The organism is Citrobacter sp. BIDMC107 (assembly GCF_001037575.1).
In the GTDB taxonomy this organism is placed as follows: domain Bacteria; phylum Pseudomonadota; class Gammaproteobacteria; order Enterobacterales; family Enterobacteriaceae; genus Citrobacter; species Citrobacter freundii.
Genome location: NZ_KQ089848.1, coordinates 2,307,157 through 2,318,926, shown reverse-complemented (window position 1 = coordinate 2,318,926; position 11,770 = coordinate 2,307,157). Strand labels below are relative to the sequence as shown.

Genomic DNA, 11,770 nt, shown 5'->3' with positions numbered 1-11,770 from the left:
TCCTTATGAGGTTAAGGTCTGATTAAGCAGGGCGAGCACCTGGCTGGCGTCACCTTGCTTCAGTTGATCGATGAAATCCTGATGAATGATTTTGCGGCACAGGGTGCCGATGATTTTGACCTGATCGTCCTCGCCGGTTTGTGGCACGCCGAGGCAGATCCAGCAGTTGACGTCCTCGCCGTCGCTGGCTTTCCAGTCCACGTTTTCTGACTTGCGCGCGAACAACACAAAGGGCTGCCTGATGCAGGCGCTCTTACCGTGCGGGACGGCAATACCCGAGCCAAAGCCGGTGGAATGCAGCTTTTCGCGCAGCAATAGCGTTTGCAGGAAAATGCTGCGATCGGAGACATAGCCATTCTGAAACGCCATATCTGCCAGTTGCTTGAGGATGGCATACACGCTATTCCCCTGAATATTCAGGTCAATGCAGTTAGCTGTAAGGGTTGTCATGTGGGGGGCTCCGTTAAAACTATTTGATTTGATTCTAACGGCGAGATGGCGAAGAGATGAGCGGCAATATGTCAGCGTGGAATGACAATTTGGGGCCGAGTTAGCGCGTGGTTTTGTGGGGTAAAACACACAACGCTACAGGCGATTACCCTGATGAATATTTCGCCAGGGTAATTATTTTTTTAGTGTATTCCCGCCATCCTTAACAATGCGGTCACCACCGCGGCGGCAACGATCACCACGATTAGCGGCAGCTTGCGCCAGGCGAGAAATACCGCGAAGCCAACCCCAAGAACCCGCGCCATACCGGCAAAGTGTTCGCCTTCGTAAAAGGTGGTCGCCAGCGCAACGGAGAACAGTAGTACCGTTGCGGCGTCGGAAAGCAGCGCCTGCGAGCGTTCCGAGAACGCTAAACGACTCCCAAGCTTCGCTCCGCCTAAACGCATTAAATAGGTTCCCAGAGATAAGATGGCGATACCGACGATAAACAGCGTCATGTTGCCCATTATTTTTTCCTCGTCAGTAAGCCAAACAGTGAGAGCAAAACCGGTAAACCGACCGGCGCAAAGGGGATGGCGGCAAGCGACAACCCGGCACCGCTACAGGCGCGAATCAGTGTGGTGCGGTTTTTAAAGGCCGGGACCACTAAGGCCAATAAAATTGCAGGGAAGACGGCATCCAGACCGATGGTTTCCGGGGCGGGGAGCAGTTTGCCGACGCCCGCGCCGATCAGTGTGCCAACAGGCCAGAAAATAGCGACGCCCAGACCGCACAGCCAATAGGCTGCTTTACGTTGTTCGGGTGTTTTTTGCGACAGGCCGAATACTACGCTTTCGTCGTTCATGATATGACAGCCGAGGAAACTCGCAGCCCGGGAGCCCACAAGATCGCGCACCGTGACGCCAAACGGGATGTGTCGGGCGTTGACCAGTAAACCGGCAGCCGCAGCCGCCAGTGGGTTACCGCCGCTGGCGACGATGCCGATAAACATAAACTCGGATGCACCCGCCAGCACGGTAATAGAGAGCACAAACGGTACCCACAGCGGGAAGCCGTAGGCCATTGCCAGCGAGCCGTATGACATGCCGACTACGCCGACGGCCAGACAGACTAAAAATATTGCTTTTATTGTGTCGCCTTTGAGACTGGAAAAATAATGTTTCATACCATTTTAGCCATATCGAACGAATTTCCATTATAATGAACGCGACCAGTTAATATTACAAGTCGAACGATTCGTTCGATATAAAGAACATGGAGTCGTGAATGACCCAGCCCATCAGTATGATCGCGAAAAGCCTGGTGCGTGAACGTCAGCGCACCGGTTTGTCATTGGCAGAGATTGCCCGTCGCGCAGGGATTGCAAAATCGACACTCTCGCAATTGGAAGCGGGCAATGGCAATCCTAGCCTGGAAACGCTCTGGTCGCTGTGTGTGGCGTTGGATATTCCCTTTGCGCGCCTGCTGGAGCCGCAGGAACAAAAAACGCAGGTGATTCGCCGCGGCGAAGGAACAAAAGTTGTGGCTGAGCAGGCCCACTATCAGGCCATTTTACTGGCCGCCTGCCCACCGGGGGCACGGCGGGATATCTATCTGCTGCTGACGCAGCCGGGTGCGGATCGGATTTCACAGCCGCATCCGCCGGGATCGGTTGAACACATCATCGTGACGCAGGGTAAGGCGATGGTGGGATTGACGGAAGCACCGGAGGAGTTAGGCGAGGGCGACTATATTTGTTACCCCGCTGACCAGGCGCATATCTTTAAAGCGCTGGAGCCTGACACCCAGGCGATTCTGGTTTCTGAGCAGAACTAACTGTTATGTTGCGTTGTGCCGGATGCGGCGCGTTAGCGCCATATCCGGCCTACAAGACTACTGCAAATAAAACACTTCTTTTAGCTCTGCGCTGACCGGGCTGTTGTCTGGGTTGGCCGGCATTACGTCGCGCATATGCTTCCACCAACGTTGGCAAACGTCGGTGCTGGCAATGGCATTCCAGCGTTCTTCGGACTCAATCTCAACGGTGGCGAACAGCAGATTGCGCGCCTGATCGAGATAAATCGCGTAGTGATGGGCGCCGTGTGCTTTCAGCACCGCTTCCAGTTCTGGCCAGATGGGATTGTGCCGACGCTGGTACTCAACGTGCGCGTCGGCATTCACCTGCATTATAAAGGCCTTGCGAATCATAACGCCTCCAGATACAGCTCGCGGACCTCGTCGCGGCTGGCGGTGCGCGGGTTGCACGGCGCACACGGATCGGCCAACGCTTTATCCAGCCAGCCCTCAATATCCTCTTTCGTCACGCCAAGTGAACTAAAGCCCGCAGGAATACCGACACGCTTGCTGAGTGCACGAATCGCGTTGATGGCCTCCATACTTGCCGCTTCATCGCTCATGTCACGGGTATCGACGCCCATCGCCTGCGCTACGCGGGCAAAGCGCGCCACGGCGTTTGGACGGTTAAAGTTTTCGATTACCGGCAGCAGGATGGCGTTGCAGACGCCGTGTGGCAGATTATGGGTTGCGCCCGGCTGGTGCGCCAGCGCATGCACCAGACCGAGACCAGCGCTGTTAAAGGCCATCCCCGCCAGATACTGACCAAACGCCATTTGCTCACGAGCGTCGAGATTATGACCGTCGTCGACCGCTTTTGGTAGCCACAGGTTGATCAGGCGAATCGCTTCCAGCGCGTTAGCGTCGGTGAGCGGATGCGCACCAACGGAAACATAGGCTTCCACCGCGTGGGTTAAGGCGTCCATACCGGTTGCGGCGGTGACGGATGCCGGGATGTCCAGCATGACGCTGGCGTCATCCACGGCGATATCCGGGATGATATTCGGGTCGATGATCACCTCTTTGACCTTACGGGCAGAGTCGATAATGACCGCGTTGCTGGTCATCTCTGCTGCCGTACCGGCGGTGGTATTGATGGCGACCAGCGGTACACCCGCATTTTTCACTTTGCCTACGCCGGAGTAAGCAGTAGAAGGGCCGGGGTTGGCGGTCAGGATCTTCACCGCTTTAGCCGTATCGATCGGGCTACCGCCACCGAAGGCAATAATGTAGTCACATTTGGCGTCCTGATACGCCGCGAAACCTTTCTGCACCAGCTCTTCCGTCGGGTTTGGAAACACCTCATCAAACAGGTGGTAAGACATCTGATGTTCATCCAGCGCGGCAAACAGGCTATCCAGCAGGCCCAGCTTTACCAGTTGACCATCGGTGACGATCAGCGCTTTGCCCCATTGTTTATTCGCCACGAGGTTCGCCATATCGGCAATCGCGCCGGCGCCATGCAGGCTAATTTTTGGCAGTGCCAACATAAAGCTCATCACTATTCTCCTTAAAAAAATTCCCTGGTGCCCGATGGCGCTACGCTTATCGGGCCTACGGTGAAATGCGCACCGTCATGTAGGCCGGATAAGGCGAAGCTGCATCCGGCGTTGAGTGGGGAGGTATCAGTACAGCTCTATGGCGCTGGCCAGCGGCGTCACGCCGAAGCGTTTGCCAAGTGCGATCAGCTCTTCACGCGTAATGGTCTGCTTCATACCGCCCATCGAGTAAATCTTGACCAGAACCTCAGCGGATTTCTCTGCGGTATCGATCAAACCGAACGCTTCGTCGAGGGTGGGTCCACTGCCGAACACGCCGTGGAATGGCCACAGTACCAGCGAGTGTTTCTGCATTTCCTCGGCGGTCGCCTGACCAATTTCATCTGTACCTGGCACCATCCACGGCAGAATACCAACGCCATCCGGGAACACCACCAGGCACTCGGTGCTGCCTTCCCACAGCTTGCGGGTAATCAGCGCGGTGTTGTTTTCCAGCACGTAGGTCAGAGCGATCAGGTTGGTGGCATGGCAGTGCATGATCACGCGGTCTTTACCGTTCGTCGCTTTAATGCGTTCGCAGTGAGAGAGGAAGTGAGCCGGCAGTTCAGAGGTCGGTACAGCCTCGTGAGTCAGGCCCCAGAGGATGTGGTAGCCCGCACCGTCGCTGTCGATTTTCACCACGCCCAAATTGGCTGCTGGATCGAGCTGGACGTTGCGGAAAAATTTCCCCGAACCGGTGACGATAAACGGCGTATTCGCCAGCAGCGGCATCGGCTGACTCAGCGCGATATAGCGTGGTTTTTCGTGGAAATCGGCGCTAAATGGCGCGATATCTGCTTCATCAAGACGCAGCGTCAGGTTACCGCCGTTACGCTCGTCCCAGCCTTTCAGCCACGCATCAGAAGTGGCTTTTATCATCCCCTGGACGAACCAGGAAGTAGTAATGTTTTGCATGTTCGGTGTTCCTGTTTATTGCCCGAACGTTATCGGGCCTACAAGCCTGGTGTCACGGTTAGCTACGTTTGCTCAAAATCTCTTTTTCATAAGTGCGCACGCTGTCCAGCCACTGGCTGCCCGCTGGCGTGTCGTGACGCTGGCAATACATCTCCCAGACGGCCTGCCACGGCAGCGATTTTTGCTCTTCCAGCAGGGCCAGGCGTGCGGTGTAGTCGCCGCTGGCTTCGAGCTGGCGCAGTTGCTCGGTCGGTTCTAACAGCGCGCGCAGCAGGGCTTTTTTCATATTGCGGGTACCGATCACCCACGCGGCGATGCGGTTAATGGAGGCGTCGAAGAAGTCGAGGCCGATGTGTACGCGGTCAAACAGGTTGTGGCGCACGATCTCGCTGGCAATCGCCTGCGTTTCATCATCCAGCAGCACCACGTGATCGCTGTCCCAACGCACTGGACGGCTGACATGCAGCAGCAGGCGCGGCACGTACAGCATGGCGGCGGAGATTTTGTCGGAAATCACTTCGGTCGGATGGAAATGACCCGCATCCAGACACAGCGCCGTCTGGCGACTGGTGGCGTAACCCATGTAGAACTCGTTAGAGCCCACGGTGTAGCTTTCCGCACCGATGCCAAACAGCTTGCTTTCGACGGCATCGATATGGTGCGCCGGGTCGAGTTTCTCGCTGATCACTTCGTCCAGCGCGTCCAGCAGACGCTGGCGCGGCGCTAAACGATCAACAGTGATGTCTTTCATGCCATCCGGGATCCAGATGTTCATCACTGATGGCGTACCCAACTGCTCGCCAAAATACGCCGAGACGCGACGGCTGGCTTTGCAGTGATCGATCCAGAACTGGCGAATGGTGTCATCGGCGTGGGCCAGCGTGAAACCGTCGGCGCTCAGCGGGTGTGAGAAGCAGGATGGGTTGAAATCCAGTCCTAACTGGTTCGCTTTCGCCCACTCCACCCAGTTTTTAAAGTGCTCAGGTTTGATTTGATCGCGGGCAACCGGCGTATCAGATTCCAGATAGATCGCGTGCAAATTCAGACGTTTTGGACCCGGAATCAGGCTCAGCGCCTGCTCCAGATCGGCCCGCAGTTCGGTGGCGTTACGCGCTTTACCCGGATAGTTACCGGTAGCCTGAATACCGCCAGTGAGCGAACCTTCCGGATTTTCGAAACCGGCGACATCATCGCCCTGCCAGCAGTGCATGGAGATCGGCAGACGATCGAGCTGGCGTAAGGCCGCCTCGACATCAATGCCTACCGCGGCGAAACGCAGTTTTGCCAGTTCCCAGGCTTGTTCAAGTTGAGTGGTCATGCGCAAAGCTCCTTTGTCTGTCGTAGTGATTGAAACTGCGCCTGGTAGCGGGCAATTTCACTTTCAGGATTGGGAATGAAGGTGGTCAGTTCGTAGTTAGCGCGCACCACCTGACGGAAATCATCAACGTTGTTCAGCTCGTCCAGCGTCATCAGCTGGATGCCAATATTGCCGAGCGTGGAGGCCTCAATTGGCCCGGACATCACGCGAATACCGCAGGCATCCGCGCACAACTGGTTCAGTAAGGTGTTCTGGCAGCCGCCACCGACAATGTGCAGTTGGCTAAATGCTGCACCACGCAGTTGTGCCAGCTCTTGCAGGATGTCGGCGTACAGCAACGCCAGGCTGTCGAAGATACAGCGCGCCAGTTCGGCGTTTTGCAGGGGTACGGGTTGGCCTGATTCACGGCATGCTGCCTGAATTTCTGCACTCATATCGTCGGGGTTGATAAAGCGATCGTCGTTCGGGTTTATCAGGAATTGACAGGCCGGCAGCGCTTGCGTTTGGCTGATAAGCGTTGGCAGGTCGGAAATCTGGCGCTCTTTTAATACGCGCTGGAGCAGCCACAGCCCCATAATATTTTTCAGGACACGGTAGCGCCCTTCCGCGCCGCCTTCGTTGGTGATATTCGCCGCCAGTGCCGCATCGTTGGTATACGGCGTTCTGCTCTCAAAGCCCATCAGCGACCAGGTCCCGGAAGAGAGATAGGCGCTGTTTTTGTCGGCCAGCGGAGAAGCTATGACCGCGCTGGCCGTGTCGTGACTGGCGACGGCTACGACCGGAATTTGATTTTTCTGCGGGCAAATCCAGTGACCAATTACGTTCCCCGGATGTGTCGGACGACCAAACCAGGCTTTGTCTGCTCCGGTCCACGCCAGCAGAGTGTCATCCCAGTCGTCGGTATTAATATTGACTAACTGGGTGGTGGTGGCATTGGTGTATTCCCAGTTCATTTTGCCGGTCAGGCGAAAGCTGAAGTAGTCGGGGATCAGCAGGGCATGGGCCACCTGCGGGAGCAGTTCTGGCTGTTGTTCAACCAGCGCACGCAACTGATACAGGGTGTTAAAGGGCAGAAACTGAATGCCGCTACGGCGGTAAATTTCACCTTTACCCGGCTGCGCCATCGCTTGCGCCATAATGCCGGTCGTGCGGCTGTCACGGTAAGAGACCGGCAGACCGACACGTTGACCGACGTTATCGATCAGAACGTAATCCACGCCCCAGGTATCAATTCCGATGCTGTCTATCCGAATGCCTTCATCGCAGACTTTTTTCAGGCCAAGACGAATATCGTTTTCCAGGCTGTCGATGTCCCAGGTGTCAAAACCGTCTGTTTTTTGCAGGCAGTTCACGAAGCGGTGGATTTCACGCAGCGTCAGGGTGCGGTGTTCACTGTCGTAACGCGCCAGCATTACGCGCCCACTGGATGCGCCGAGATCGACTGCGACACAATGGCGAAAAGTCATAGCGAGGTCCTTCTGAGTTTTATTGCACTCAGTCTAAGAACCCCAGATAACGCGTACCTTCTTGACAGTGACAGCCACAATTAGCGGCTGGCAACATGGCAAAGGTGAACGTGATGCTGTTCACAATTTCTATTAAAAGGGTCGGTTTTAGCGGATGTGACGTCTTCCGCAATTCCCGATCTTTCCCGCCATTTCTTGAAGAATTGACCGTGTTTACGCACTTTGGCGTCAAAAATTTAAGGTGAGGGTGATAACCCTTAATTACTATTCAGCCATGTTCATTTGATCGGGAAGGATGTCATCATGACGATATTGCATTGCGTGGATTTTTTTCCGACAGGTAAAGCGCCAGTGGCTATTGAACCGCGGCTTCCTCAACCTGCGTTTCCAGAACATCATCATGATTTTCATGAAATTGTGGTGGTCGAACATGGAACGGGGATCCATGTGTTCAACGGACAGCCTTACACCATCAGCGGCGGTACGGTGTGTTTCGTTCGCGATCATGACCGGCATTTATATGAACATACTGACAATCTGTGCCTGACCAATGTGTTGTATCGCTCCCCGGATGCGTTTCAATTTCTGGCTGGGCTGAATCAGCTTTTACCTCAGGAACAGAATGGGCAGTATCCTTCGCACTGGCGGGTGAATCAGGGTGTGTTGCAGCAGGTTCGACAACTGGTGGGGCAGATGGAAGCGCTCGGTGAGGGGATGGATACACCAACGGCGGCAAATCGCGAGATCCTGTTTATGCAGTTGCTGGTGCTGCTGCGTAAAAGCAGCCTGATGGAAGCAGCGACCGATAACGACGCGCGGCTTAACCTCCTGATGGCGTGGCTGGAAGATAACTTTGCCGACGAGGTATGTTGGGAGGCGCTGGCCGAGAAGTTTTCCCTCTCTTTGCGTACTCTGCATCGCCAGCTCAAACAGCAAACCGGATTGACGCCGCAGCGCTACCTTAACCGCTTGCGGCTGATCAAGGCTCGGCATCTGCTTCGTCACAGTGATGATAGCGTGACAGACATCGCTTATCTCTGCGGATTCGGCGACAGTAACCACTTTTCGACGCTTTTTCGCCGTGAGTTCAAGTGGTCGCCACGCGATATTCGTCAGGGGCGCGATCTCGTTGTGGCAAGCAGCCTCCAGTAACGCGAAAGCTATCAACGTTTTTTATCGCCGAATCTCAGATAATCATGTTCCTTAACGCCGGATGGCGGCTACGCCTTATCCGGCCTACAGATTACGTGACACGTAGCCGCCACCCGGCAGGGAATATTGTGATGGCGAACCATCTGGTCCTTCTGAAATCAGACTTTTTTGCGCATGAGCAGCAGGCTGTCGCCGTAGCCGATCGTTATCCGCAGGATGTCTTTGCTGAGCATACCCATGAGTTTTGCGAGCTGGTTCTGGTCTGGCGCGGTAATGGCCTGCATGTCCTTAACGATCGCCCGTACCGGATAACCCGTGGCGATCTGTTTTACATTCGCGCCGAAGATAAACACTCCTACACTTCCGTTAACGACCTTGTGCTACAAAATATCATCTACTGCCCGGAGCGGTTGACGCTGAATGTTGACTGGCAAGGGGCGATCCCCGGATTTGATGGTGCGCCGAGGCACCCGCACTGGCGACTCGGTAGCGTTGGCATGAGCCAGGTCAGACAGGTGATAAGCCAGCTTGAGCATGAAAGTAATCAACGTGATGCGCAGGCTTTTACCATGGCTGAGCTGCTGTTCGGGCAACTGGTGACCCACCTTAAACGGCATCGTTATGCAACGGATACGCTCCCGGCAACGTCGAGCGAAACGCTGCTGGATAAACTGATCACCGCGTTAGCCGGTAGCCATGAGCATGCGTTCGAACTGAATAAGTTTTGCGAGCGCGAACGGTGCAGCGAGCGCGTTTTGCGCCAGCAGTTTCGCAGCCAGACCGGGATGACCATCAACCAGTATCTCCGCCAGGTGCGGGTTTGCCATGCGCAGTATCTGCTCAAACATAGTCGGTTGATGATTAGTGAGATTTCCATGCGCTGCGGCTTTGAGGACAGTAACTACTTTTCGGTGGTGTTCACGCGGGAAACCGGGATGACGCCCAGCCAGTGGCGTCATCTCAGCACCCAACATGATTAGCTGGCCATTCCCAGACCCACAATGTTTGCCGCGACAATGATCACCACGCAGCCAAGGCTTAGCACACTGACCGGACGGCGACCCGCGTTTTTCCACTCTTTCAGCACCAGCCCGACAATCCCGCCGCACAGAACATAGAAGCTCATGTGCAGCATCCAGCTTACATAATCATATTGAGCCGGAATACGCGCGTGGCCCCAGGCGTAGAAGAAGAATTGCAAATACCACATCAGGCCACCAAGCGCAGACAGCAGCACGTTGGTGATAATCAGTGGTTTGGCTAACGAGAAGTCGGCTTTTATCGACAAGTTTTTCACTTTTGCCAGACGAATGAAGCAAAAGCCCAGGTTGACTAACGCGCCGCCGCCCATGATAACCACGTAGCTGGGCAGGGCGACATACAATGGATCGACACCCAGCGCGGCGGCGGCATCGTGCATTGGTTTAGCGGCGTTCATCGCAAATGACATCCCGGCGGAGAAAATGCCGCACATGACCGCCAGAACCAGCCCTTTTTTCAGGTTGAACTCTTCCGCTTTGATGCCCATTTTGCGTTCTTTTAACTGACCGGCCCGAGTCACAATACCGACGCCAATCAGCGCGACCAGTACGCCAAGCAGCGTCATGCGTCCGCCGGAAGTATTGATCAGCACATCAAAGTTGCCGTTGATAATTGGGGTCATCAGCGTGCCGACAATCAACGTAATCCCAATTGCAATGCCGATCCCCATCGACATACCGAGATAGCGCATGGTCAGACCATAGTTGATATTGCCAATCCCCCACATTGCGCCGAACAGAAACACCGGCGCCAGCGTAGAGAGGCTGAAAGAACTGAAGTAGGCCCAGAAATTGGGAAGCAACATGGCGCTAATGGTCCATGGCAGGATAAGCCAAGAGACGATCCCGCCAACCGACCACATCGTTTCCCATGACCAATGTTTGACTTGTTTGAACGGGGCATAGAAACAGGCGGCACTGGCTGCGCCTATCAAATGCCAAAAGATACCCATCGTAATCGCGTTACTCATGACTTAATCCTCGTTATTTTTTATCGTCGGTAATGACCCCTCCGACCAAACGAGTTTAAAAATTACGCAGGGTGTTAACCTTTTAACGATTGCCGCCATTTTGCGCATGTTGGCAATCATCACGTTAACTGGGTGATTCGGTTCACATCTTTAGCAATCAACATGCGCTATTAAAACCTTGTAAAAAGTACGGCATTGATAATCATTTTCAATATCATTTAATTAACTATAATGACCCAACTGCTTACGCGGCGTTAACACAGGCCGCCCGACAATACTGGAGATGATTATGAGTTATACACTGCCATCCCTGCCGTACGCTTATGATGCCCTTGAACCGCACTTCGATAAGCAGACGATGGAAATCCACCATACCAAACACCACCAGGCTTACGTAAACAACGCGAACGCTGCGCTGGAAAGCCTGCCAGAATTCGCCAGCCTGTCCGCTGAAGAGCTGATCACCAAACTGGATCAACTGCCAGCAGACAAGAAAACCGTACTGCGTAACAACGCGGGCGGTCACGCTAACCACAGCCTGTTCTGGAAAGGCCTGAAAACCGGTACTACGCTGCAGGGTGACCTGAAAGCGGCTATCGAACGTGACTTTGGCTCCGTTGACAACTTCAAAGCTGAATTTGAAAAAGCAGCGGCAACCCGCTTTGGCTCCGGCTGGGCGTGGCTGGTGCTGAAAGGTGACAAACTGGCTGTTGTTTCCACCGCCAACCAGGATTCCCCGCTGATGGGTGAAGCTATCTCTGGCGCTTCCGGTTTCCCAATCGTGGGCCTGGATGTTTGGGAACACGCTTACTACCTGAAATTCCAGAACCGTCGCCCGGACTACATCAAAGAGTTCTGGAACGTCGTGAACTGGGACGAAGCTGCCGCGCGTTTCGCAGCAAAAAAATAAGTTCTATGCTTTAACGAAGCCCTGCAAGCGATGCTTGTGGGGTTTTTTTGTGATCAAACTCAATATAAAAACAATGATCCACTTAAATTGAAACAAGGTTTTATTATGCGAGTGGGATCACTTTTATAGTCTCTATGAATGTCTATCTTCTTTTCATCAAGACGGGCGCATCTCAAA

General features: G+C 54.4%; 13 protein-coding genes. 4 read left to right on the top strand and 9 right to left on the bottom strand.

Annotated elements, in window-relative coordinates; genetic code table 11:
- Positions 1–3 precede the first annotated feature (3 nt).
- The 3 genes from SK39_RS10740 to SK39_RS10730 form a co-directional block, all read right to left on the bottom strand.
- The gene (locus tag SK39_RS10740) at positions 4–450 is read right to left on the bottom strand and encodes a PTS fructose transporter subunit IIA (RefSeq protein WP_003847887.1); all 447 of its coding nucleotides are present in this window, start codon (positions 448–450) and stop codon (positions 4–6) included.
- Between the two features lie 182 nt (positions 451–632).
- Positions 633–956 (bottom strand): AzlD domain-containing protein, encoded by a 324-nt coding sequence (locus SK39_RS10735; protein ID WP_003847885.1) that lies wholly within the window; start codon positions 954–956, stop codon positions 633–635.
- Complete coding sequence (locus tag SK39_RS10730; RefSeq protein ID WP_003028720.1) at positions 956–1,615, bottom strand: AzlC family ABC transporter permease; 660 nt, start codon at positions 1,613–1,615, stop codon at positions 956–958. The genes SK39_RS10735 and SK39_RS10730 overlap by 1 nt, the downstream gene beginning before the upstream one ends.
- Positions 1,616–1,716: 101 nt before the next feature.
- Between SK39_RS10730 and SK39_RS10725 the strand changes: the two genes are divergently transcribed.
- Entirely contained in the window at positions 1,717–2,265 is a 549-nt protein-coding gene (locus SK39_RS10725) for a helix-turn-helix domain-containing protein (RefSeq protein ID WP_003028726.1), read from the top strand.
- Positions 2,266–2,322: 57 nt separating this feature from the next.
- On the opposite strand, the gene rhaM is transcribed toward SK39_RS10725, so the two are convergent.
- The 5 genes from rhaM to rhaB form a co-directional block, all read right to left on the bottom strand.
- Complete coding sequence (gene rhaM / locus SK39_RS10720) at positions 2,323–2,637, bottom strand: L-rhamnose mutarotase (RefSeq protein WP_003847882.1); 315 nt, start codon at positions 2,635–2,637, stop codon at positions 2,323–2,325.
- Positions 2,634–3,782: a lactaldehyde reductase gene (fucO, locus tag SK39_RS10715; RefSeq protein ID WP_003847880.1), complete on the bottom strand. Its 1,149-nt coding sequence runs from the start codon at positions 3,780–3,782 to the stop codon at positions 2,634–2,636. The genes rhaM and fucO overlap by 4 nt, the downstream gene beginning before the upstream one ends.
- A 126-nt stretch (positions 3,783–3,908) precedes the next feature.
- Complete coding sequence (rhaD, locus tag SK39_RS10710) at positions 3,909–4,736, bottom strand: rhamnulose-1-phosphate aldolase (protein ID WP_003847879.1); 828 nt, start codon at positions 4,734–4,736, stop codon at positions 3,909–3,911.
- Between the two features lie 58 nt (positions 4,737–4,794).
- Positions 4,795–6,054 carry an L-rhamnose isomerase gene (rhaA, locus tag SK39_RS10705; protein ID WP_003847877.1) on the bottom strand — a complete coding sequence of 420 codons (1,260 nt, stop codon included), beginning with the start codon at positions 6,052–6,054 and terminating at the stop codon, positions 4,795–4,797.
- Complete coding sequence (gene rhaB / locus SK39_RS10700) at positions 6,051–7,520, bottom strand: rhamnulokinase (protein WP_016151265.1); 1,470 nt, start codon at positions 7,518–7,520, stop codon at positions 6,051–6,053. The genes rhaA and rhaB overlap by 4 nt, the downstream gene beginning before the upstream one ends.
- A 303-nt stretch (positions 7,521–7,823) precedes the next feature.
- On the opposite strand from rhaB, the gene rhaS reads away from it, so the two are divergent.
- Positions 7,824–8,672, top strand: coding sequence for an HTH-type transcriptional activator RhaS (gene rhaS / locus SK39_RS10695; protein ID WP_003840473.1), 849 nt, complete (start codon positions 7,824–7,826; stop codon positions 8,670–8,672).
- A gap of 131 nt (positions 8,673–8,803) precedes the next feature.
- Positions 8,804–9,652, top strand: a complete 849-nt coding sequence (gene rhaR / locus SK39_RS10690) for an HTH-type transcriptional activator RhaR (protein ID WP_003840475.1) — start codon at positions 8,804–8,806, stop codon at positions 9,650–9,652.
- On the opposite strand, the gene rhaT is transcribed toward rhaR, so the two are convergent.
- Positions 9,649–10,683, bottom strand: coding sequence for an L-rhamnose/proton symporter RhaT (gene rhaT / locus SK39_RS10685; protein WP_003840477.1), 1,035 nt, complete (start codon positions 10,681–10,683; stop codon positions 9,649–9,651). The two genes, rhaR and rhaT, sit on opposite strands and share 4 nt — an antisense overlap.
- A gap of 289 nt (positions 10,684–10,972) precedes the next feature.
- Here rhaT and sodA point away from each other — a divergent pair, with 289 nt between their 5' ends.
- Complete coding sequence (sodA, locus tag SK39_RS10680) at positions 10,973–11,593, top strand: superoxide dismutase [Mn] (RefSeq protein ID WP_003840480.1); 621 nt, start codon at positions 10,973–10,975, stop codon at positions 11,591–11,593.
- Positions 11,594–11,770 lie beyond the last annotated feature (177 nt).